Below are 24,188 nucleotides of genomic sequence, written 5' to 3'. Positions count from 1 at the left end.
CTCCGATGGCTACCTTCCCAGAGGTTCTTAGTAACCAAAAATGCCTCGCAAGCAACGAGGAACCGCAGATCAGAGGCCTATGGCGCCGAATTTTCCGTGACCCTGGCACGAGTCACGGGTAGGACGGTCGTTGGATCGCACGCCATGCATCGCAACTGAACATTGCAGTGCTCTCAAATGGCGTAACGCGGCTCCATGCGTCAGTCATACAACTAATTATTGGGTACACTATTATACATGAATCGGGGGCGTCAAACAGTCGCCTGGAGACAAGGAGTTTTTGTGGCGAATCAGTACGTCATGCGCAGCCTGAAGCGCCACCGCTATGCAGTGGCAGCCTTCGCGGTCAGCGCAATTTTTGTAATACTGGCCCTACTAACATTCGTGCGGGATAACCCCGGTGCAGGGCTAATGTTTGCACTTCTTTCGGTACAAGCCAGCATTGTGGGCCTCGGGCTAGGTGCCTTCATGAGCTTCCGCCTCAAGACAATCCAGGCGACTGCTCGGCATAAACGTTTGCACTACGAAATGTCCCAAACAATTGATCAGCATCTCGCGGAGCATCTCACCGCCATAGAGTCGCTGATGACAGAAAATTCCTGGCGGAGCAGCGACTATTTAACTGCCCTTGACGAAAGACTTTTCCGGCAGAGGGCAGCAGTGCAATCGACCGTCCGACACAATTCTTGGCGGAACAAGGACTATTTGACTGCCCTCGAAGAACGAATATCCGGACAAAAGGCAGCAGTGCAATCGACCATCCGACACAATTCTTGGCGACACGCGGAATGGGCGAAAGAGCTCGACAAGAAACTCGAGCCTATAAGAGGCGTTGTCGAAGAACTGGTGCCCTTGGAACCATTTACACGTGACGCAGAATTGACACCTGCAGAATCGCTGAGCGTCGGAGGATGGCCAGAGCCTAGGATTGATTCACGTCCACTGACCATGGCCGTCATGGACGAGTTTACGGAAGGCTGCTTCGGGCACGATCTGAATTTACTTCAACCACGCCCGGACAACTGGCTCGCGCTAGCGAAAAAGTACAAGCCAAAGTTGATATTTGTCGAAAGCGCATGGAAAGGCAAAGGACGTAGCTGGCAGTACCGTGTCGGTAATTACAGTGTCACCCCAGGATCTGAATTGAGCGAAATGACTCGGTGGGGCCGCGAGAACGGTGTACCGTCCGTTTTCTGGAATAAGGAAGATCCGGTGCATCACGACAAGTTTATGGCTGCCGCCAAATCAGCTGACCACATCTTCACAACCGACGCCAACATGATTGATTCGTACAAGAAAAAGACAGGTAAGGCCAGCGTCCATGCTCTTCCTTTTGCAGCGCAGCCTGCGCTCCATAGGCCAAAACCACTTACCGGTAGAATTTCTAAGGCGGCATTTGCCGGCAGCTGGTACGGCAATCGGCATGCCGAGAGAGGCAGCGCGATGCAATGGCTGCTGGAAAGTGCTCTCGGCAGTGGACTCGACATTTTCGACCGCAACCATGGAACTGGCACATTTCCGTTCCCCGCCGAATTCTCCGGAAGTGTTAAGGGAGGGCTACCCTACCTAGAACTCTGCCGGGAGTATGCGAAGTATAGAGTCTTTCTAAACGTGAATTCAGTGACAAACTCACCCACCATGTTCTCACGGCGCGTTTTTGAGCTAATGGCTTCCGGCACACCCGTTATCAGCACCTACGCCCTGGGCATAGAGGAACTCTTTTCCGATGGAGCGGTCTGGTTAGTAGATTCCCCGAGCGAGGCTCGGGAGGCACTCGATGTCCTACTTAATGATGATGAAGAGTGGCGGCGCAGAAGCCTCGCAGGAATTCGTGAAGTTTTTGCACACCATACTTACGCTCATCGCGCAAATGACATCTTCAGAATATGTGGAGTCGGTAAACAGACAGACACCAGTCCCGGAGTGCTGTTCAAGACTAAAATTGTTGACGATTCAGATCTTCAGACAATTAATGCCTTTGCTGACAATCAGTCATATCGTAACTTTAAGGTTTTAGCTGAGGTAAGTCCCGGTTATACCCCTGAACACTTTAGTGAACGAATTTCGCCCGTCGCCCCTGGAGTCGCAAACGTTATTGCTCTTGACGCAGAAGAAAGCGGATTCAGTCTCATGGGCCAGGTTTCTACACGGCACCATTATGGTCGTCACTACTTGCGTGACCTTGTGAACGCATCCCAATATCAACCTGGAGGTGCAGGATGGGGGAAATCACTAGAACAAGATGCTTTTAGTTACGATGGAAGTGGGTACCTCAGCGGTTCAATCTGGCGGCCAGAAATCTTTCGCCAAAATTGGGCTCACTCGGAGGACCATCTCGTGACACACGACGGTCTTTTCTTTGCCGACTCTTCAGAATTTTCACCAGGCACTGCTTTATAGGATGGGAACAGTATCTAGCTTGGACAATCGACGCGTACTAATTTGCGCAAACCCCGATCTGAACTACATTGACGGCTCTTCTGTGTGGGCTCAATCCCTGGCTCTCCTTCTAGCGAGAACCGGTGTAGCAACAGTCGACCTCCTAACGCGAAGCATACCGCGAAGGTTCGAGCTCTATGGCGCTCTCGTTAATGAACCCAATATCTCTCTGGTTGTTGGCAGTAAGGTTCTTGGACTTAAGGGGGATTTGTTTAGCACCCGGCTGAGGGACGCAGCGAGTCTAGTGAAAGCCGCACGGATACTTAACAAAACCCAATCCTACGATGTCATCGTCGTGCGGGGCTTCGACATAGCCGTCAAAATGCTTAAGCGCCCCTGGTTGCTGAAGAAAAGCTGGCTCTACCTAACGGACATGCCGCAGGTTCTGCAGGACTACTCGGCCGAGCAACGTGAACAAGTGACTCAACTTGCCCACGGTGCAGCGAGAATCATGTGTCAAACCGAGGATTTCCGCAATCTCTGGACACGCCTCGTTCCCGACATCGACACTAACAAGCTGTGCTCCTATGCTCCTCTTGTACCCGATTTTTCACCGGATAGCCCACCGATTGCCAACCGAGAAATTACGGCTGTGTACGCCGGTAAATTCAAGCCGGCCTGGAACACACTGGAGATGGCAGAACAGTGGGAAAAAGTGCATCAGAGGATCCCCGGCTCCCATTTTCGAGTTTTTGGCGATAAGTTTAACGCTGACTCGCCGGACTTTGTCGGGAAAATGAAGACCGCCCTCAGTGAGACTATTGGATTGGAATGGAAAGGCGCCATATCCCGTGAGCAACTGCAGCAGGAAATGCGGCGTACGCGAGTCGGTCTTTCGTGGCGTGCGGAGTCGATGGACTCGTCTTTAGAGTTTTCGACCAAACTGCTCGAATACGGTGCGGCGGGTTGCGCTGCCATCGTGAACCGCAATCCATTGCACGAGTCGCTTCTGGGAACTGACTATCCTTTGTACGCCAACAGTGCCAGTGAGTTTTTGGCCAAGCTTGAACTGGCACTTACCTCAGACGAGGTCGCCCAAGCCTCCGCTGACCGCCTGTGTACCGTTGCTATAGACCACACGTTCAGCAATCGAGTTGAGACCTTAAAGAAGTGGCTCGAGTTGAGCCCACGGCAGCTTCTTCCCCGGGCAGCAGTCCGTGAGCAGCCTCTCAATGTCCTGGTCGCCGGTCACGATCTCAAGTTCTTTCGCGGCCTGCAGCGTTGTCTCGAGGCCAGCGGAGACTTCAAGTTCCAGGTCGATGAGTGGTCAGGGCACGCCAAGCATGATACCGATCAAAGCAAACGCAAGTTAGCTCGTGCCGATATAGTGTTTTGCGAATGGGCTCTTGGGAATTTGGAATGGTATTCGCACATGAGACTGCCGCACCAGAGCCTCGTCGCTCGGTTCCACCTTCAAGAGCGGGCCCTTCCATATCTAGCAAGATCTAAATGGGACAGGATCGACCACATCAGTTACGTGAGCGATATAGTTCGTCGGCAAGGCCAAGAGGCGTTTGGCTTTCCGGAAAACCGGACATCTGTGATTTCCAACTATCTTGATCCTGAACGGTTTTACCCAAAGAAGAAGACGGGGGACGCAAAATACACCTTAGGGTTGATCGGCGCCGTACCGTCGAGGAAGAGATTGGACAGAGCGCTAGACGTGCTTGAAGTCCTCCGCGCATCGGATAATCGATATCAATTGAGAGTTAAGGGAAAACATCCTCTGGAGTATGGATGGATATCGTCCCGACACGAAGAACTTCAGTTCTATCGCAGCGTGTTGGCAAGAATAAATAGTTCACCTTTGCTCGCCCACAGCGTAGTCTTTGATCCACCCGGCGATGACGTCAATGACTGGTTCACCATGGTTGGCCATCTATTGTCCCCATCGGACTTCGAGTCATTCCACATGGCCGTTGGTGAAGCGTTACTAGCAGGCACTAACCCCGTGGTGTGGGACTGGCCGGGTGCAACAGAAATCTGGGGTGCTCACCTCGTGGTCGGTGACTCCGGTGAGGCTGCCCGCCGGATCCTGGAAGGTAACACCGGACATGATGTAGTTCTCCCCACGGCCTATGAGGCCAGCAGAGTTGTAGAGGCCTGGCGGGAGATCCTCATCGGCGTAAGCGGCAGCCAGCGAAGGAGTCAACGGTAATGCTAGGAGATGTCCGACAAGACTACGCAAAGCTCCTCATAGACGGCAGCAGCTCGCAGGACAAGACGAGACTGCAGCGAGCTATGAATGGCTCAATTTCTTTCAACAGCTTTCCGTCGGAAAGCATCGAACTCGACTCATTCGATTGGGTGAATGGGTCAGAGAACCGAAATTGGTGGTGGCAGATCCAGCAGCTTCCGGTCAATCGCTGGTACGTGAACGGATTCGACTCCTCAACTGATGAGAATCAGCATCGGTTAGCGCAAACTTTCTTGCTTCGAGTCCTTAGAAATTGGGCGCGGCACGCCCCGAACGTCCGGGGGAACATCCCCCTCACCTGGCACGATCACGCTGCGGCCCTCCGCCTCCGTGGGTTGCGAGATCTCTATGTTGTAGCTAGCTCTCTTGACAGCTACCAATCCGACCTTCAGCGCGAACTCGAAGTCCAGATCGAAGAACACTGCCTATGGCTTGAGAAGCCCGAAAATTACAGTGTCCGCACTAATCATGGTTTTGACCAGGCAGATATTTTGCTTTTTACGGCACTTGTTTTCCCGGATTGGAAGCACTCCTCACGCCTCGCAAGAGTTGCCCGACTACGGCTGTTAGACGAGATTACCTTCGCCTTCACTAATCAAGGCGTCCACAAAGAAAACAGTCCCGGCTATCATCAATTTATGATGTCACGGCTAGAACAGCTTTTGGTCTACGAAACATTTGGCGACCCCGAGCTGGGCGGCCTCGCTAGGCGGTACTTTGAGAACTCTCGACGTTTTCTCGGTGCTATCTCATTGCCCGATAGAACACTCCCCGCAATCGGTGACACACGGTTGGGAACTCCAGTCAACCCGGATTACCTGCCAGCCGATGGTGAAGATGACCTTGTCCTAAAAGCAAATGAGGGGCACATGAGAATCCACGACTTCGCAGAGTCGGGCTACCTCATGGTCGACTACATCGATGCACGCACCAACGAGCTTGGAAAATTAATCTTGAAGTCCGGTCAGTTTTCTCGTTACCACCGGCAGGATGACGACCTATCCATCCACTGGATCGTGGGCAACCGAGTCCTCTTGGACGACGCAGGTCTCTACTCCCACAATGAAAACGACCCGGTTCGCCTGTACGCAAGGTCTTCGTATGCACACAGTACGTTGATAGTTGCTGGGTCTACTCCTAAGCGTTCGGACAGGACAAATTCCGAACCCGTGCCACTACAGATCAAGACAGAACCTCTCAGGTTAATCGCCACTAGCAGTTCTGTTCCACATTGGAAACTTCGCCGAGTTGTTAATATTCAGAAGCTTGCTCAAGGCCGGCTGGTTGTGGAATGCCAAGCCAGGTCGGCGAGCCAGCATGGTTCGATACTCACTAATTGGCTACTATCACCACATTTCTCAGTTGCGAACTTCGACACCCCGTCTGGCCAAGCGCTCTTCAAGGACGCGGAGGGGTACTCCTTATCGATAAGTCCCGAGGATTCCGTCGAAGGTTCGGCGTTATACGCAGGGAAAGGGACCGGTGTTACGGATACTGCTGTTACGTCACGAGTCTTCGGCGAATACGAAACGACAACGAGGCTAGTGTCTCAGTGGCCGGGGCCAGGCACACTTCGTAGTTATCTATATTTCGGTGTCCCCACCGCAGTTTCCAGCGATAAAACTTGATTCGTACACGATGGGGCCACCTAAGTGATTTTGCCAGTGCTGACTTAGTCCTCTGGCGGCACAATTTTCGCTGTGTAAGTGGCACAATTGACGAATTCCTCTCGCGGTGCGCTTGTCCTTGATCGCGGGGTTGTTTGCCCGACCTGGATAGATCTATGCATACGACAGCATTATATTGTCTTTTGTATTTTCAAGATGCAAAAAAAGCAGTTTGAATATTCAGCCTTACACTAATTAGTTACTTCGAGAGTGTGAAGATAAAGAATCTGTGAAAGAAGTAAAAGTGCCAATTACGAGTTCTATTGTAGTCGATGTTGTGCTATGACAAATTTTGATTCCGAGACAACAGATAGCATCGAGTTTGAAGAAGTTAAAGGTTCCGGGTTTCCTGGTGAGAGGAGCTACGATAAAGCTAAACTCAAGCTTCACTATTTGTTTCAGAAATCAACAACTGAAAGCAAATATCTGATAGTTGTATTTTCTGCCATCCCAAAAATCGGACATTCACCAGTCTATAATTATGTTAGAACACTTTCTCCTGTAGCTTGTAATAGACTATTTATTTTGGACGAGTATGGTCCGTCAGCTAGTTACTACTTAGGGCGAAATAGAGATTTTGCGGTGGAAGAATCTGTAATCGCGCTTATTAGGGATCTGAGTAGAGAACACGGATTCGATACTAAGCATATTATTTCAATGGGATCTAGCAAAGGCGGGTTTGCAGCACTATATTTTGGCATAAAATACAGTTTTGGCCATGTCATTTCCGCGGCTCCTCAAACTAGACTGGGGAACTTTGTTTTCAATAACCATAGAGATGTAGGAGAATACATCTCTGGAGGACTGTCCGACGTGGATAGGGAATTTCTAAATACGTTGCTACCTATTGAACTAGAGAGAGCAACTTATATACCACAGATTTATTTGCACGTAGGCAGAGGAGATCACCACTATAAAGGTCATGTAGTGCCTTTTGTCGAGCTTCTTAAAGAAATGGGCGCAGATCATGTTTTGGATGTTCAGGAATATGAACTCCATTCAGAGGTAGGCAGGTATTTTCCGGGATTCTTGTTTTCCACACTCAACTCAATACTAAGTTGACCAATCTCTGTTGTATTATACAATGTCGAGTATCGTGGGGGTTTTAGCACAGGTCGAGGGCCATTCGGGGAATGTGGGTTCGGGAGTTCAGCGCCTGGCTCGTGTCCCTGTGGCACAAAAACCTCAACCCGGCGGCCGACTTTCACATCGATCTGCGCCCGGCGGAACCGCACGTAGTCACGCACCTTGGAATACGACGGATCCTCCCCTCCGTGCTCCTCGATCAGCCGGGCCAATTCCCTGCGGGCGGTATGGTGCTGCTTCCTTGGCGCTGAGGTCTCCCGTCAGCATGGCATTGATGGCGGGTTTGAAGGCTTGTATCTCTTAACCTGACTTGGCTCACGGGGCGTGACTTGGGGATGGGCTGCGGCTGTGACCTGCGGTGATGTGTTCTGATTTGTGTCTTTTCACGCACTAAGGATTTGGCCTAGGGTCGCCGTGTGGTGTTCATCAGGCGGGTGCTGACGGCCTCGGGAGCGACGGCGGTGCAGATCGCCGAGTACGTGCGGGGCCGTCAGCGGATCGTGGAGCACATCGGATCGGCGCATTCGGAAGCCGAGCTCGGCGTGCTGCTCCAGCGCGCCAGTGAGCTGCTGGAGGACCCGGCCCAGGGTGTTTTCGATCTTGGTGTCGTTCCGGCACCGCCGGTGAAGGCGCTGGTCACCCCGGTAGGGTCGGGCTTGTTCGCCGCGGCCGGCACGGCGGTGCCTGCTGGCCGTGACGGTCCGGGTCGCGTGGTCGGCACCGACTCGCGGATCCTGTTCGGTGCGTTGGCCGGGGTGTTTACGGCATTGGGCTTCGACGGTCTCGGTGATGAGGTGTTCCGCGACTTAGTGATCGCCCGGGTCGTGGAACCGACATCGTTGCTTGATACCGGCAGGGTCCTGCGGGACCTGGGCCGGGCCCCGGCCAGTTACGCAACGATGAAACGCACCCTTGGCCGGGCCGGGGCGGGTAAGTACCGCGACCTGATCGCGACCTGGTGCTTCCAGCACGCCAGCACCAGCGGGGATGTTTCCCTGGTGCTCTACGACGTCACCACGCTGTACTTCGAGGCCGAAAAGGAAGATGAACTGCGAAAGGTCGGGTACTCCAAGGAGCGTCGCGTCGACCCGCAAATCGTGGTTGGCCTGCTCGTGGACCGTGGCGGGTTCCCGCTGGAGATCGGCTGCTTCGAAGGCAACAAGGCCGAGACCGCGACCATCGTCCCGATCATCAAGCAGTTCCAGGCCCGCCACAACCTGGCCGACATGGTTGTCGTCGCGGACGCCGGCATGCTCTCGTCTTCGAACCTGCGTGAGCTGGATGAGGCGGACCTGCGGTTCATCGTCGGTTCCCGGATGACCAAGGCCCCGGCCGATCTGGCCTCGCACTTCCGCTGGCACGGCGACGCGTTTACCGACGGGCAGCTGATCGACACCCTCACCCCCAGAACTGGCCACAGGAACGAGAACAATCCCGACCTCCGCGCCGAACCCGTCTGGGACCCCGGAACGCACCCCGGCTCGTGGCGGGCCGTGTGGGCCTACTCCCGCAAAAGAGCCGCCCGTGATACCGCCACCCTCGCGCTTCAGGAGAGCCGAGCCCGTGAAGTCATTGACGGCCAGAAAGCGGCCCGGACCCCGCGATTCGTCAAGACCAGCGGCGGGGCGCGGAGCCTGGACGAGGCATCACTGACACGTGCCCGGCAACTGGCCGGCCTCAAGGGCTACTGTTAGCGGCCATGAAAAACTGCCCATAGGCGGCCACGGAACTGCCCACTGACGGCCATGAAAACTGCCCGTCGGTGGCCATGAGATCTGCCCACTTCCTTACTGAACCCTGCCGCTTAAGCGGGCTCTTCCACTTTTGACGTGGTGGCAGGTGTTCAGCATGCCTGTTGGGCTGCCGTGTACAACAATAACCGGAGCCGGTAATGCTCATGATTCCGGTATCCGCGGGCGGCCCGTTTGAGGTTCTTGGCGCTGAGGTTCGCCGCCTCGCTGCGTGCATTTGTGACCCTGGTCCGGCAGAACGTGAGCAGCTCCTTGCGCCACATCTTCAGGGTCGTGAATAGTGATTTGGCCTCCCGCATTCTGGTCGCTTTGACGGCGTGTTCGAGTTCGGCCCAGGCGCGGTGGAAGCCGTCGATGTGATCGGTCTTCAGTAGTTGGCGGACGTGTTCCTTGATGCCCCAGATGACGCCGAGCTCAACGTCGGAGGCGATGATTTCCTGCATTCTTCCGCGCTGGGCGGAAGACATGTTCTCCTGGTTGCAGGTCAGCAGTTTCCGGTATTTCCAGGCCGGATCCGTGGCCCGGCCCCGCCGGCCGTGGAGGTCATGCGCGCGGCGCCGGCGGACCTCGGTGACCATTTGGTTCGCCCGCGCCACCACGTGCCAGTGGTCCACGGTGATGGCCGCCTTGGGCAGAACCTTGCGGACGGCCCGGCGAAACTCGGTGGACATGTCCATCGCCACCAATTCGACCCTGTTGCGCCACCAGCGCGGCCGGGCTCCGATCCAGTCCCGCACCGCCTGGCCGCGGCGGCCGTCCACGATGTCCAGGATCGCCCCGGTGTCCAGGTCCGTGAACACGATCGACCAGGGCTCCACCCGGGTGACTTTGCCGGCTTCGTTTTTCAGGTACCGGACCCGACGGAAGCGATGCTCGTCAACGCCCAGCCGGCGGACCAGTCTTCGGTCCACGCCGCCGTCCACCACGGCCGTGTCCTCCATGACACGCATGACCGTCGTCCACGACACACCCGAGGCGCCGGCCACCCGGGACACGGCCCGAAGCTCCGCGGACAGGGCAGCGACCATGCCGGCCACCAGCCTGCTGGTCAGCCTCGAACGCAGCGGAATCTCATCGGTGGTCTGCACGAAGGACCGGCGCGGACACTGCGGTTCCAGACACGCCAGCCGTCGCTTCCGGACCCTGACCTCCACCGGCGACCCGCCACACGGGACGTCCCGGACCCGGTGGACCGGGCGGGCCTGGATCCGGGAGGACATCACGCCGCAGTCAGGGCAGGCTCCTTCCCGCTCGATCGGCTCGACCAGCACAGTGCGGGTGTCGCCGGTACGCTCTGCGGAGAGCACAACATGGCCCTCCAAATTGAACAGAATCGACGCGGCATCGCGCGTCTGCGTAATCTGTAACAAGGCTCGTAGTCCTCAGCAATAGATGTCTCGACAACACCTATGCTCGCAGGGCTACGAGCCCCTTCATTTGAAGGACGCCACGCTAAAAGTTGATGAGCCCTTAAGCGGCGGGAGCCTCTCCCCGGGGTTTGATGACGGTGTCTAGTCGCACCAAAGTCGCCCGGGAAGAGGCCCTAATGAAGTTTGACGGAGAAATCATGGAAATACTTGCTGCGTATGATCTGACCGGATCGTTGCGCGCCGCCGCGGAACTCACCGGCTGCTCGCACCACACGGTCGCCAGGCACGTCGCTGCCAGGGACGCGGGCCAGCCGATCGCCGAACCGGTCTACCGGGGCCGGGTCACCGATGCGTTCCTGCCCAAGATCGAGGAATGGATCGAGGCCTCCAAGGGCAAGATCCGCGCCGACAAAGCCCACCAGAAACTCCTGGCCCTCGGCTACGAGGGCTCGGAGCGCTCAACCCGCCGGGCCGTCGCCCAGGTCCGCGCCGCCTGGCGGCTCGGCCACGTCCGGGTGCACCGGCCGTGGATCACGGAACCGGGCATGTGGCTTCAGTACGATTTCGGCGACGGCCCCGTGATCGAGGGGAAGAAGACCGTTTTGTTCGTGGCCTGGCTGGCCTGGTCCCGCTTCAGGATCGTGATCGCGCTGCGGGACCGGACGGCGCCGAGTGTGTTCGCAGCTCTTGACCGCAGCTTGCGGGTCCTGGGCGGCGCCCCGACCTACGTTCTGACGGATAACGAGAAGACCGTGACGGTGTCCCACGTTGCCGGGGTCCCGGTCCGTAACCAGCAGACGGTCGACTTCGCCCGCCATTACGGGGTGACGGTGCTGACCTGCCAGCCGGCGGATCCTGCGTCCAAGGGCGGCGTGGAGTCCTCGGTGAAGCTCGCCAAGGCAGACATCGTGCCCAAGGACACCAACCTGCGTGCCGAGTACGCTTCGTTCGCCGAGCTCGAACAGGCGTGCCAGTCGTTCATGGACGAGGTCAACCATCGTGAACACCGGGCTACCCGGCGCAAACCCGCCGCGATGCTCACCGAGGAGGCGCCGCGGTTGCACCGGATCCCGGACGCCGCGCACACCGTCGCGTTCGGGCTCTCCCGCACCGTCCCGGAGAACACACCAATGGTCACCTTCGAAAACGGCCAATACTCCGTTCCGGCGTATCTGCTCGGCTCCCGGGTGTTCGTCCGCGCCCACGGCGCCGGGCCCGACGAGCAGGTCATCAACGTCACCCCGACCCGGGCCAACTCAGTGTGAACCCGGGGCCAGTCCGGCTGCACGAAGACGCTCTCATAAACGCCGCGGCCAGGGAACACGGCCGCATACACCTCGGCTTCCGACAGCTCCGCGACGTCATCCCAGACGACGCCGAGCCGGTCCGCTGCATCGAGCACCGCCTGAATGCTATTGCGCGCGATGCCCTGAGCCGAGGCGATCGACCTGCCTGACAAACCCTGATTTCGTAACTGCAAGACAAGTTTCGCCTTGATCTTCCGTACCATTACCGGTACTCCTCCCACCACGTGGCCATCACATGGTGGGAGGAGCTTTTCAGGTGGCTCTCAACCACGCCAATCGTGGCGCTGAACGATACGATCCGCGATCTGGGCAGCTGGCTCTGAAGCGCACGGCAGGTGGCTCCCTTGGAAGCCAGTATTCAACAGGCCGTCGAGGCCGGCCTGCGGGTCGCGTGGTTCCGGCTCGAGGACCTCGGCGCTCTCATGCGCGCCCACCGCTCCGATGACAGCGTTACCAAAGTTGTCGCCCGGATCCTGCGGGCAGATTTGGTGGTGGTCGATGACATAGGCCTGTTGCCGGTGGGCACCGACGCGGCCGAGGGGCTCTACCGCCTCGTCGACGCCGCCTACGAGAAGCGCTCCATCGCGGTCTCCTCGAACCTACATCCGGCCGGTTTTGACGAGCTCATGCCCAAAACCCTCGCCACCGCCACCGTCGACCGGCTGCTGCACCACGCGCACGTCTGCCAAACCTCAGGAGAATCGATCCGCCTCAGCCAGGCCCTGGCCGGAAAAGGAGTCACCCCAATGAACTAAACCCGCACCCCAACATGGCCAACGCCGCCGAACACCCGGTGGGCAGATCTGGTGGCCATGAGTGGGCAGTTTTCATGGCCACCAGCGGGCATTTTTGCTGGCCGCCCGTGGGCACAAACAATTGGCCATTGACAGGCTACGTGACGAACATCCCCGCGGCCGTCATGGCCTCGTCAGAAGTCATTGGCTCCTACCACGAACTGTGGCACGTCGAGCAGTCCTTCCGAATGAGCAAGACGGACCTGCGTGCCAGGCCCATGTTCCACCGCACCCGGGACGCGATCGAGGCGCACCTGACGATCGTATTCACCGCGCTTGCCCTCTCCCGAACCGTCCAGAACAGAACAGGGCTCGCCATCGCGAACGTGGTCAAGCAACTCCGGCCGCTGCGCTCGGCAACCATCGCCATCAACGGCACCACCCAGACATTCGCGCCCGACATCGCCGCCGACCAGCAAGCCATCCTCGACGCCATCCAAAGCCCGAACTTCACGCACTAAGCAAATGATGTGTTTCGTCAACTTTAAGTAGGCCATTTCAGCGCTAAGAATCAGGCCACCTCGGCACGTTTCCAGGCCATTTCAGCGTTTTGGTTATTTCATCAGGGCATTTTTGACCCGGTAGGACTCACCACGGAACTGCAGGAGCCGTCCGTGGTGCACCAGCCGGTCGATGACGGCCGCGGCCATGTTGTCGTCCCCGAACACCGTTCCCCAGCGGGAGAACTCGAGGTTGGTGGTGATGATGAGGCTGCGTTTCTCGTAGCCGTCCGCGATGACTTGGAACAGGAGCCTGGCCCCTTCGGTATCGATCGGGAGGTAGCCCAGTTCATCGATGGCCAGGAGCTGGTTTTTGGCCAGGGAGGCGAGCTCCTTGTCCAGCCGGTCCTCGTCCTTGGCGCGGCGCAGCATCATGACCAGGGCTGAGGTGGTGAAGAACCTGGCCGGGATGCCTTGTCGGCAGGCGGCTGCGACCAGGGCGGTGGCCATGTGGGTTTTGCCGGTGCCGACATCCCCGTAGAGGACCAGGTCCTGGGCCCGGTTGATGAACTCCAGGGATTCGAGGGGTTCGCGGCCGTAGTCCTCGGGGAACCTGACACTGGTGTAGTCGAATCCCGTGAGTGTTTTCAGGGCAGGGAGCCTCGCGGATTTCAGCAATCGTTGGCGGCGTGATTCCTGCCGGGATTCGTGTTCGGCCAGCAGGACCCCGTGGAGGTATTCGCGTTGTTTCGGGGTGCCTTTCTCGGCCCATTCGGTCAACACGCTGCCGGTCAGTGAGGCATGTTTGCCCGCTTCGAGGATGTCTTGGACGGTGATCGGGTTCATGCGACTTCTCCGGTGTTCGTGTTCAGGGTGGTGAAGGTGTCATAGACGCTTAAGTCCACGTTGGCGGCGGCCGGTTCGGTGCCGTGGGCTAACCGGCGGGCGAGCATTCCCAGGGCTGCCATGTCCGGTTGGTCCCCGCGCCGGATCAGCGTGTCGGCGGCGGCCATCGCGGCGTCGAAGCCGGCGGACCCGGTCGCGGCATCCACCGCGTTGAGCAGGCGGCGACGGTCCGTGGGTGCCGCGGCATCGATCCAGTCGCGGACCGGGTCGGTGACCAGGGCCCGTAACGGGGAATGGCTCCAGGCGCCGGGCTTGGTCACCAGCAGCGGGACCAGGGAGGCGGGGTCGAAGATCGTTGTCGCCTGCCGGCCGAACACCCGGTCAAAGGACCGGATCGGTTCGGAGTGCTCATCGAGGATTTGAACCACGTCGTGGCGGAGTCCCACGGTGAGCATCCGCCCATGGAAGGAGGACCCGGCGGCGTAGGTGTTCCCGTCAATGAGCAGGTTCCCGGTCTTGTCGGCCTTGCGCGATTCGTAGCGCACCGGGTCGAACCCGACCCCGGGCAACGCCAGGGATGAGGCAACGTCGTGGGTGAACAGCTCGCCCAGGGGCAGGCCCTTGCGGTAATGCGTGGTGGTGGCCAACGCGTCGCACCGGGCCATGAGCACCTCGTTCAAGGCCTGCAGGCTGGAGGCCACGGGTTCGGGAACCATGAGGTTACGGCGCAGGAACCCGACCGCGTTTTCCACGTTCCCTTTTTCATGCCCGGAGTACGGGTTGCAGTAGCGGGATTCGGAGCGGTAGTGAAGCTTGAACGCCCCGAACAGTTTCGTCTCCACGACCCTGGTGCCCACCCGGCGCCCGATGCCGGTGGCGTTATCAAAGACCAGGTGCCTCGGTGCGGCCCCGATGTGCTCGAACACCTTCCGCAGTCCGTGGCAGACGCATTCGGCGGTTTCGCCGCGGTATGCCTGGACGAAGCGCATGTTCGAGAACGGGAAGGTCACCACCAGGATGTGAAGGACCTGCCGGATCCCGGCGATGATCGCCTCGGCCTGCCCGAAGTCGACCTGCGCGGTCCCGGCCGGCCACACCAACTCGGTGAAACCTTCACCAGCGATCCTGTTGCGGGCCGTCCATTTCTTCACGGACCGCTGCACCGGGGAATACGTGCCGGTGAAACCATGCTCATCCACGAGCCGGTCAAAGACGCGTTTGGCCGTATGCCGTTGCTTGCGGTTCCGGCGCTGGTCCTCGGTGAGCCACGCTTCGATAATGTGCTCGAACCCGGTGAGCACCGAAGCCCCGTGCCGGGCCAGCGGCACCGGCGGTTCAGGGGAGTAGTTCTCCTGATCGGCGTATTTGGTCACCGAGGACCGGCTAACGCCGAGCCTGCGCGCGATCTCCCGGCCCGGGACTCCCTGGGAGTCCAGCCTTCTGATATTTTCTTGTACGGACATGGGTACCGTCATCTGCTTTCCAGCCCTTCCGGCGCATACGCTTCGCAATGGCAGCGCCGTAAGGAGGCTCATCAACTTTTAGCGTGGCGTCCTTCAAATGAAGGGGCTCGTAGCCCTGCGAGCATAGGTGTTGTCGAGACATCTATTGCTGAGGACTACGAGCCTTGTTACAGATTACGCAGACGCGCGATGCCGCGTCGATTCTGTTCAATTTGGAGGGCCATGTTGTGCTCTCCGCAGAGCGTACCGGCGACACCCGCACTGTGCTGGTCGAGCCGATCGAGCGGGAAGGAGCCTGCCCTGACTGCGGCGTGATGTCCTCCCGGATCCAGGCCCGCCCGGTCCACCGGGTCCGGGACGTCCCGTGTGGCGGGTCGCCGGTGGAGGTCAGGGTCCGGAAGCGACGGCTGGCGTGTCTGGAACCGCAGTGTCCGCGCCGGTCCTTCGTGCAGACCACCGATGAGATTCCGCTGCGTTCGAGGCTGACCAGCAGGCTGGTGGCCGGCATGGTCGCTGCCCTGTCCGCGGAGCTTCGGGCCGTGTCCCGGGTGGCCGGCGCCTCGGGTGTGTCGTGGACGACGGTCATGCGTGTCATGGAGGACACGGCCGTGGTGGACGGCGGCGTGGACCGAAGACTGGTCCGCCGGCTGGGCGTTGACGAGCATCGCTTCCGTCGGGTCCGGTACCTGAAAAACGAAGCCGGCAAAGTCACCCGGGTGGAGCCCTGGTCGATCGTGTTCACGGACCTGGACACCGGGGCGATCCTGGACATCGTGGACGGCCGCCGCGGCCAGGCGGTGCGGGACTGGATCGGAGCCCGGCCGCGCTGGTGGCGCAACAGGGTCGAATTGGTGGCGATGGACATGTCCACCGAGTTTCGCCGGGCCGTCCGCAAGGTTCTGCCCAAGGCGGCCATCACCGTGGACCACTGGCACGTGGTGGCGCGGGCGAACCAAATGGTCACCGAGGTCCGCCGGCGCCGCGCGCATGACCTCCACGGCCGGCGGGGCCGGGCCACGGATCCGGCCTGGAAATACCGGAAACTGCTGACCTGCAACCAGGAGAACATGTCTTCCGCCCAGCGCGGAAGAATGCAGGAAATCATCGCCTCCGACGTTGAGCTCGGCGTCATCTGGGGCATCAAGGAACACGTCCGCCAACTACTGAAGACCGATCACATCGACGGCTTCCACCGCGCCTGGGCCGAACTCGAACACGCCGTCAAAGCGACCAGAATGCGGGAGGCCAAATCACTATTCACGACCCTGAAGATGTGGCGCAAGGAGCTGCTCACGTTCTGCCGGACCAGGGTCACAAATGCACGCAGCGAGGCGGCGAACCTCAGCGCCAAGAACCTCAAACGGGCCGCCCGCGGATACCGGAATCATGAGCATTACCGGCTCCGGTTATTGTTGTACACGGCAGCCCAACAGGCATGCTGAACACCTGCCACCACGTCAAAAGTGGAAGAGCCCGTAAGGAACCTATCTGGGGGTGGCGGGCCCCATGTCCCTGACACTCTGGGAAGGGCGCCGGCCACCCGGTGATCTCTATCCAGGCAAGCCCCCGAAACCATGATTTCGGGAAAAACTGGCCTGATTCTTACCGCTCTTTTGGCCTGAAACGAGCCACCAACTTGGCTCAAATTCCTGGCTGAAACGGCCTACAGATAGTCGATCACACACAAATGAGCCAAGTCAGGAGGAGGCTGTCTCCGCGGCTGCTCTTCCGGATCCGATGACGGCGGCTACGAGGGCGTCACGGAGCCGGCGGGTGGACCGTGCCCGGCGCGGGACCTGGGCGGTCTCCTCGGTGAATGTCCAGCGCGGGCACAGGTACTCATCGCAGAAGAATCTCCGCTTGATCCAGATCACTTCGACTGGGCCGGCGACGGGGATGTCGCGCAGCCGTTGAGACCGGCGGGAATGAACGCGGGTGCTGATCACGCCGCAGGACGGGCAGCCGGCCTCGGCGGTGGCTTCGACACTGATTCGGCGCTGCCCGAAGGCGAGGACCTGGCGTCTGTGACGCGGTAGTCGGGCAGGTTGAAAATGGCGGTAGCAGCGTCCGGACGCTGGGCAGTAGGCTCGATCAAGGCTCGTAGCTCCTGACGGTTGATGAATGCGTAGAGAACATCCATCACAGCAGGGCTACGAGCCCTTCAGCTTTCAAGACACGGAACCCGTTTCACCATGAACCACGGAGAGCCGGCATCCGCGCGATCGCACCACCTCCCGCCGGAGCAAGAAGTAGAGTAAGACACGTCAGGGTTTCTTTGGGAAATGGTTGTTTAGTCGCTACCAATTCAAAGAGACCCTGACGCCTCTCTCCTGCCGCCACGCCGACAACACCCCGACCCCTCAACTCAGCTGGACCTAACCACGCTTAGAGACGAAGGGCCCTTAAAACACATGGTCTTCGGATCGACAATATAGCAGCTTCCATCACCGGAAGACCTCGACCTCTATCCGGGAACAGATGCACAATCGCTAACTTCCCCCTCGATACCCGGGAGCCGCCAAATCTCCAGCTACGCAGCTCTGAAGTCGTGCCAGGGTAACCGAAAAGGCTAGCTAGCCTACTATCCTATCCAACCAATATTCTCGTAGACTTCTCTATATATCTGCGCGTTGTTTTGCCACGTAGGGATACTACTGCTCCCAATTCGCATGTTTCTCTGTTCGGCCGTAAACATTTCAGGCTTCGAGGCGAGATATTCAAAGATGCCTGCCAGGGCTTGACTGTCACCGGGGGGAAAGTACTTAGCGCTATCTATACAATAATCACCCACTTCACGCAGCGCAGGAATGTCAGCAAATACGTTGATACAGCCACTCGCCATCGCCTCAAATGGCTTCAGTGGTGTCACCAGCTGAGTCACTCGGGACATCGAACGAGGTGTGACAAAGACATCGATAGCCGCGTAATAGCCTTCCACGTCCTCGTGATCTACACGTCCGGTAAAAAGGACTCCGTCGAGCTGGCGTTCACGCACGAGCTGTTTAAGCGCGTTGAGCTTGGGACCCGCCCCGACAATCAAGAGACGATGTTCAATGGCCGTCCCGCGTTTGGCAAAGATTTCATAAGCACCTATAAGCGTTTCAACGTCTTCGTGGGCTGCAAGGGTAGAAATATATCCGAAGACGAGTACTTCTCTCCCAATATCAAGACCTCCTCGAACCTGTTGTGAAACTAACTCGCCAGGGGACTGACGGGGCACCGCTGCATTGGGGATAACCGTTACGTCTTTGGATTCGATTCCTGAAAATTCATCTCCCACAATGAATTCCTTCAGTGTCTTCGATAGAGTTATTACGTGCGACACACGCTCCCTTGCTGCACGCTCAGCCTTCTGCGTCCATTCGAAATACTCCGGCGACCCAAACATCGTGATCCCATTTGCAGTCGCAAGCCAATGTTCAGTCTGCACCGTTCGGGCGAGCCACGATTCTTCCCAAATTCCTCTAACTTCGTACACGACAGGCACGGACAGCGCCTCACCGACATGAGTCGCGAGAACAACATTCACAAAATTGGAGTGAGCATGAATTACTCGCGGGCGCAACTCCCTGACCAATTCATACAACGTGCTTACATTTTCTTTAATCCAGTCATGTATTGGCAGGTCTGATCGAGTCCTGCTACCAAGCGATATCATGTTTACCGGCGAATTACTCGCCATGAGCTGCTGCTCGTCCGTGAGGTTACTTATTCCGCCAGATTGAACGGCTATAATAGGGTGCAGACCGGCCTCGAACTGCGCCTCCGTAGTATTTTTGGTCCTAATTGTATAGCCATTTTGTTTTTTCGGGAAACATTTTCCAACTAGGTGTAGTATCGGCCCTTCCGGATCAAGACCATCTGCCATGGCAACTTCTGGCATCATTCGCCAGGGGTCCTTGAGAAAGTTTGATTCTTGAGCAATTTCTGCCGCTCCGCGGCGGTCAGGAAGCCTGGTACCTCTGCGCTCCATCTCCTCTGCGCACGCCAGAGCGTGCACGAGATATCCAGTGTCTCGCGCGTGTGCGAGCATTTTATGGAGAGCTGCAAGGGGTAGTTGCGGGTACAGCTCGAAATCGCAGACAATTTCCTTCGCTTCCAGCAGGTAGTTGTTAGAAGCAAGTCCGATCGCCAGCGGTAGAGACTCTTGTGCGGTCAAAATCGATCGCAATGGCACCCCATCTTTGAGAGCCCTACGGATAGTCATGACGGAACCGATATCTGATGTACCAACATCAGCCAAACCGGAATTGGACGCTTCTGCCCTGCCTAGGGGATATATTCCCGGGGGCGCTCCCCTAACCGCCTCATGGAGTGTCGCTTGGAGGTGTTTGATCGTGAGACTCCCAAGCCCCGATAGTCGAACCGTCAAGAGCAGTGCATTAGCCTGTGGGTCCGTAAAGAAGATGGACTTGAATTCGTTGTCCACAACTTCCCTGGAAAGTCGCTCACCTTCCCGCGAAAACTCATGTATGACAAGTTGGGCATGGACGCTGCCACTCACTTCGCCAAATAGACCGAAAGTCATTCCCGACCCAAGCTCGGCGGGTAGTTTTACACCAGACTCGGGTTTAAGTGACTTTAAGTCGCCTGCTTCGCCGTTAAGAATCAAATGGACTGTGTGAGAGTCGAATTTATTGATCTTTATGAAGCCATCATCCGTCAACTCCACTTGTGCAGATGATGGGTTGCCGAGGCGCCAGAGGTTGACCCACCCCCAGCTAGCCTCAAACCCAGGTAAAGGAAAGTTCTCCGCCATCTCGCTCCTTAGTCATCGCTCCGGCATGTCAGGCATCCAGCTGGAAGGGCCAGACTCATTACATCGAAACGAATTGTTGGGTGTCGCCGAGCCTACCGACTCGAATCCGTCAAAAGTGCTTAAGAATTATCGAACTATGTGCTGTTGCAGTTCGGAGAACACTTCTGCGTTTTCCGCACCGGCGTGGCCGGACTCATCGGAAAACTCGCGGACTATGAGCTTCTCTGAGTGGTCGGAGGACTCTACGTACTTTCTAAAGGGCGTGAAATGGTTCTCGTAATGGTCCGTGTCCTGAACATTCTGCGCTAGGAAGATACTGCGCGCTCCCGCCATCACGTCAGGATCAAGAGCCGTGAACTTATACGCCTGATCGTGCGGGACTCCCCCAAGATCGTCTGCGTTGTAGCAAACCTTCGACATGCGGTTGGTCCATTTGACGGGATATTTCCACAAGTCCGTCTGCGGGTTGATCGCGATCACCTGGAGCCCCTGGTAGTAGCGCGCGAAGCGGAGCGCTGCGAATCCTCCTCCACTGGACCCATAGGAGAAGACTTGATCCTGGTCGGCGCCAATAGCGGTCGCTACTGAGGCCACTATCTGGGCAATATGCGCAAGGTAGTCACCCTGGCGGTTGCCTGCATACCAGGCGAGTCCAAGATTGCTGTTGTGGTAGAGCGCAGGATCTGAAAAGTACAGGCAGCTGGCCGGAAACTTAGAGGCCCCAACTCCAGCGCTGAAATACTGGCGGCTCGAACGTGCTCCGTCGTGCGTCTCCGGAGAAAAAGATAACCAGACGTCCCGTCTGCGGCTTGGGATCGAAAATGAAATCAAACTGCTCACCTTCGGCGTGCTCGGTATAGAGACCCCGCTCCCGGAGGTCGAGGTCAGCCGGCCCTTGCCACACGTGGCGAGGAACGCTGTCCAGATGCTTGATTGATGTTTTCTTAGCCTTCACTCTGCTCTACCTCTACGCCGAGTCCGGCGAGGCGTTTCAGATACGCCGCCGGAGTGCATTCCTGCTGGATGAATCGGACTGCGCGCTGCTGCTGCAGCGCATAATTCTGGGAGTCCCAAAGCTGACGGATGACCGCTTGCACCTGATCCGGCTGCGCATAAACAGCCGCATCTCTGAACACTGGTTCAAAGTGCCGGGGCAACACACACACCACCCCGTAGCTCATGGCTTCGAGAATAGCCATGCCGAAGGCTTCGAGCCAGCCGTCGCTGTGGTAGTAAACGAAGAAGTCGATTTTCTCCGACAGGTACTCTTCCACGCTTATCTCGTTGAAGGCGTAGATCTCCCAAGAGAGCGGCTTCCTTGAGAGGAAGCCCTTCTGCACGGGCACCTTGGTACCACCAAGGATGCAAACGTTCGCGGAGCCATCGGCCGGGTATACCTGGGTGAAGACTTTTCGATCCGATGGCCACTTTGCGGCGTCATCACGGGCATGACGTCCGATGGTCGGCACACCGCCTCTGTACCTATTCTTCGTCGCATCCTCTTTCAGCTCGATGATGCCCTTCCAAGAGAAGCTCGTGAGGTCTGACGCGGGCATGAGCGGCGCGATCATTGCCCCGATCTGTTCGCTCTGGGGGGCCCAAAGTGGGCGGACGCCAAAGAGGCCCTCGACATTTCGGGTGACAACGCCGATGTCGTAGCTGCGCCTCTCGCCGCTCGGTTCGAACGGCGGATGGTTGGAAACGATGACGACCTTTTTGGGCTTCACCGCGGCTGGTGCGTCCGGTACGACCTGCAGCGCAGTGGGCCACCGCACAATAAGCAGGTCGGTCTCAGCTACGGTGTCCAACGACAGGCGGTCCACCTTGCCAGTCAGCACCAAGTCATCTATTTTGCGGCTGAACTGACGCTTGGAAGCCGAGGGGATCAAGCCATTCTGGAACGGGATCACACCCACCCGGAGTCCAGCGTTCAAACAGACGGAGATTTCATTGAAGAGTGACGTGGAGTTGCCGGCCAGAAAACCGAACTCAGACGCGAAAATGACATCATACTGCGTGGGCCCGACCGACCGGGTTCCCGGAAGGTATGCATCCGGGGCCACGAAGCGCCGCTCTGCCAAGATTTTGGGCATGTAGGGCGATTCCCCGGATTCACGGATCTCGCGATGCCAACTCTTGTAGCCACGAAGGTAAGCTCGGCGTTCTGGGGCAAGATACCCCACCCCCATGTCATCGCGGGTGAGGTTTGCACCGTCCATAAGGGCGAAAGCAAGGGGTGCCGTGGTAACCGGCTCCACCGTGATGCCGTAGTAGTTCTCGATGCGGCTCTTGAACTCTGAGTCTCCGGACTTACGGATCGTGTCCCAGTATCCGAGGTCCTCCAGCACCGGATCACGTCGGAACATCAACGAGGCCATTGAAGGGTAGACAACCCGACCCGTGGCGGACCGCAGCATGAGAATAAGTTGCTCGTCCACGCGGACCCAGTTGGTCATATTCGCAACAAGTTCAGGACTGGCCACGAAATCGCGAACCTGAAGCTCGATCTGCTGAGGGTGGTGCCAATCATCCTTATCCGCCACGGTGATTAGGTCACCTGTGGCGAGGTCGAGAGCATCATTACGCACGGAGTAGGAGCCGCGGTTTACCGCGTTGAGCACCAGGCGGATGCGAGGATCCCGTGCTGCAAGGTCCTGAAGCTGTCGCCTGTATGGCGTAGGTTGACCATCCGCATCCCGTTCGGGTGAACAATCGTCGATAATGATGATCTCAAGCTTGCGCCAGGTCTGCCGTAATAAGGAATCCACTGCAATATTAGTAGCGGCGCTGGGTTCGTAAATTGGCATAATGACCGTTACCAGCGGAGCTCCCGGATCCTCAGCAGCTGGGGGAAGGTCCGTAGTGACGTTGTAGAAACCGATCTCGTCGTGCTGCATCGAGATTGGAGCGATGCCATCTCCCTCGAGCATCTCGTTGAAACCTGCCAACCAGGCACGCGAGTACTCGGGAATGCCTGCCACGTGGGGGTTGAGCGCGTTGAGGGCCAGCAAGTTCTGCGAGAAGTCATGATCGGCTTCAGGGTCTTCCGTGGTGAGCACCCGGGCAGATTCCGCGAACTCTCCGCGCCACCGAAGGAGATCTCCATAGAAGGCACGATCGGCACCGGTGATCTCCTGCAGCCCCCGCCCTGCCTCGAGCATCGAATACAGAGTCAGCGCATCAAGGTGGTCAGTCTCGTCCCGGGGTGCGGCAAAGAGAAACCGGGCCATAGCGAGCAAACCGGACGTCCAGGGCCTATCTCCCAGCATCTCGGTGGCGGATTCACGAAAGAGCTCTGTCCGGTAGGACTCGAGAATCCCATGGAGCTGGGCAAAGTCATAGCGCCCCTTGGACGCGGCATAGGCCAGCACGTCCCGAGCGCCACCGTTGCGGTTGCGGATCGCGTTCACAGTGAACCACTGGAGTCGACCTGGATTTACGCGCAGCTCCTGAACCCAGTACCAGATTGCGCCGAGAGCTGGCTCGAGCGTCGCGCCGGTGCCCTGACTCTGAGGAGCGATGGCACCTTCCAACCCCTCCAGGCTAATCTGGGCCCGGGAGTGCTTATAGGTTCCTAGGAATGACTCGACGAAGTGCTTGCGTCCGGCTCGGCGGGCATTTCCCACAAGCTGAAGGGCATGGGATGACGAGGAAGCCTGGAGGGCCTGCGCCAGCAGGAACTGGTTGGTGGCAAAGAAAGATGTGTCCTCCCAGAGCAGCCTTTCCCCTCGCCCGTGTACGGCGAGCAGCTGCAGATGAGCGCTGCGCCGCAGTAAGACTGAGGAAGGCAAAGCGAGAGCGTAGCCCGACCGTGAAATTCCATGGTGCAGTTTCGAGTGTCTGTTCTTCAGGGTTGCGGCCGTCCGGTGGACCTCCGTCTCTCCGGTCTCGGTAATCTCACGTAGGACCAGTTCCACGGGGAAGTCGAGTCCCGCCGTGTGAAAAGCCCACCCGGTGAAAACTCCCCCGTCAAGGACAACCTCGGAGAGCAGGAACTCTCCTTCAGTGTCCTGAACGATTGTTTCTGGCATGCCAGCCGGCCTGCGTCCGGTGGTATCTCCGAGGCGGA

The 24,188-nt window shown here is 58.0% G+C and carries 15 protein-coding genes and 3 pseudogenes; 9 read left to right on the top strand and 9 right to left on the bottom strand.

The genetic code is table 11. The features are described 5' to 3' along the window. Positions 1-282: 282 nt before the first annotated feature. From KY499_RS00305 to KY499_RS00290, 4 genes are all read left to right on the top strand, one after another. The gene (locus KY499_RS00305) at positions 283-2,400 is read left to right on the top strand and encodes a glycosyltransferase (protein ID WP_219886005.1); all 2,118 of its coding nucleotides are present in this window, start codon (positions 283-285) and stop codon (positions 2,398-2,400) included. 283 nt (positions 2,401-2,683) lie between these two features. After that, positions 2,684-4,597 (top strand): glycosyltransferase, encoded by a 1,914-nt coding sequence (locus KY499_RS00300; protein ID WP_219886004.1) that lies wholly within the window; start codon positions 2,684-2,686, stop codon positions 4,595-4,597. Between the two features lie 83 nt (positions 4,598-4,680). Beyond that, entirely contained in the window at positions 4,681-6,264 is a 1,584-nt protein-coding gene (locus KY499_RS00295; RefSeq protein ID WP_219886003.1) for a heparinase II/III family protein, read from the top strand. Between the two features lie 321 nt (positions 6,265-6,585). Next, a complete protein-coding gene (locus tag KY499_RS00290) occupies positions 6,586-7,365 on the top strand; it encodes a hypothetical protein (RefSeq protein ID WP_219886002.1) in 780 nt (259 codons plus the stop codon). An 86-nt stretch (positions 7,366-7,451) separates the two neighbouring features. Here KY499_RS00290 and KY499_RS17955 read toward each other — a convergent pair. Beyond that, a pseudogene (locus tag KY499_RS17955) lies at positions 7,452-7,741 on the bottom strand (IS21 family transposase); the annotation flags it as partial. A gap of 64 nt (positions 7,742-7,805) precedes the next feature. Here KY499_RS17955 and KY499_RS00285 point away from each other — a divergent pair. After that, positions 7,806-9,083 (top strand): IS1634 family transposase, encoded by a 1,278-nt coding sequence (locus KY499_RS00285; protein ID WP_219886001.1) that lies wholly within the window; start codon positions 7,806-7,808, stop codon positions 9,081-9,083. 149 nt (positions 9,084-9,232) lie between these two features. Here KY499_RS00285 and KY499_RS00280 read toward each other — a convergent pair whose 3' ends face one another. Next, on the bottom strand, positions 9,233-10,510 hold the full coding sequence (locus tag KY499_RS00280; RefSeq protein ID WP_219886000.1) for an ISL3 family transposase: 1,278 nt from the start codon (positions 10,508-10,510) through the stop codon (positions 9,233-9,235). 176 nt (positions 10,511-10,686) lie between these two features. On the opposite strand from KY499_RS00280, the pseudogene istA (KY499_RS00275) reads away from it, so the two are divergent. Further along, positions 10,687-11,742 (top strand): annotated as a pseudogene (gene istA / locus KY499_RS00275) (IS21 family transposase); the annotation flags it as partial. On the opposite strand, the pseudogene KY499_RS17950 reads toward istA (KY499_RS00275), so the two are convergent. After that, positions 11,742-12,020: pseudogene (locus KY499_RS17950) on the bottom strand (IS21 family transposase); the annotation flags it as partial. The pseudogenes istA (KY499_RS00275) and KY499_RS17950 overlap by 1 nt on opposite strands. A gap of 141 nt (positions 12,021-12,161) precedes the next feature. On the opposite strand from KY499_RS17950, the gene KY499_RS00270 reads away from it, so the two are divergent. Both KY499_RS00270 and KY499_RS00265 read left to right on the top strand, forming a co-directional pair. After that, complete coding sequence (locus tag KY499_RS00270; protein WP_308813063.1) at positions 12,162-12,572, top strand: ATP-binding protein; 411 nt, start codon at positions 12,162-12,164, stop codon at positions 12,570-12,572. A gap of 14 nt (positions 12,573-12,586) precedes the next feature. After that, the gene (locus KY499_RS00265; protein WP_375141104.1) at positions 12,587-13,072 is read left to right on the top strand and encodes a transposase; all 486 of its coding nucleotides are present in this window, start codon (positions 12,587-12,589) and stop codon (positions 13,070-13,072) included. A 93-nt stretch (positions 13,073-13,165) separates the two neighbouring features. On the opposite strand, the gene istB is transcribed toward KY499_RS00265, so the two are convergent. Both istB and istA (KY499_RS00255) read right to left on the bottom strand, forming a co-directional pair. Beyond that, on the bottom strand, positions 13,166-13,897 hold the full coding sequence (istB, locus tag KY499_RS00260) for an IS21-like element helper ATPase IstB (protein WP_219885469.1): 732 nt from the start codon (positions 13,895-13,897) through the stop codon (positions 13,166-13,168). After that, entirely contained in the window at positions 13,894-15,360 is a 1,467-nt protein-coding gene (gene istA, locus KY499_RS00255) for an IS21 family transposase (protein ID WP_219885470.1), read from the bottom strand. The genes istB and istA (KY499_RS00255) overlap by 4 nt, the downstream gene beginning before the upstream one ends. Before the next feature lie 164 nt (positions 15,361-15,524). On the opposite strand from istA (KY499_RS00255), the gene KY499_RS00250 reads away from it, so the two are divergent. Continuing rightward, on the top strand, positions 15,525-16,802 hold the full coding sequence (locus KY499_RS00250; RefSeq protein WP_219886000.1) for an ISL3 family transposase: 1,278 nt from the start codon (positions 15,525-15,527) through the stop codon (positions 16,800-16,802). A gap of 255 nt (positions 16,803-17,057) precedes the next feature. Here the strand turns inward: KY499_RS00250 and KY499_RS00245 are convergent, their stop codons facing one another. The 4 genes from KY499_RS00245 to KY499_RS00225 form a co-directional block, all read right to left on the bottom strand. After that, on the bottom strand, positions 17,058-17,306 hold the full coding sequence (locus tag KY499_RS00245; protein ID WP_219885999.1) for a transposase family protein: 249 nt from the start codon (positions 17,304-17,306) through the stop codon (positions 17,058-17,060). 635 nt (positions 17,307-17,941) lie between these two features. Continuing rightward, entirely contained in the window at positions 17,942-20,119 is a 2,178-nt protein-coding gene (locus KY499_RS17945; RefSeq protein ID WP_258190869.1) for a glycosyltransferase, read from the bottom strand. A 126-nt stretch (positions 20,120-20,245) separates the two neighbouring features. Next, a complete protein-coding gene (locus tag KY499_RS00230; RefSeq protein WP_219885996.1) occupies positions 20,246-20,959 on the bottom strand; it encodes a hypothetical protein in 714 nt (237 codons plus the stop codon). A gap of 104 nt (positions 20,960-21,063) precedes the next feature. After that, positions 21,064-24,150, bottom strand: coding sequence for a glycosyltransferase family 2 protein (locus tag KY499_RS00225; protein ID WP_219885995.1), 3,087 nt, complete (start codon positions 24,148-24,150; stop codon positions 21,064-21,066). Positions 24,151-24,188: the final 38 nt, after the last annotated feature.

This window comes from Arthrobacter sp. PAMC25284 (assembly GCF_019443425.1).
GTDB lineage: Bacteria > Actinomycetota > Actinomycetes > Actinomycetales > Micrococcaceae > Arthrobacter > Arthrobacter oryzae_A.
Note: the sequence above shows the minus strand (reverse complement) of the source record. Positions and strands in the feature narration are given on the sequence as shown.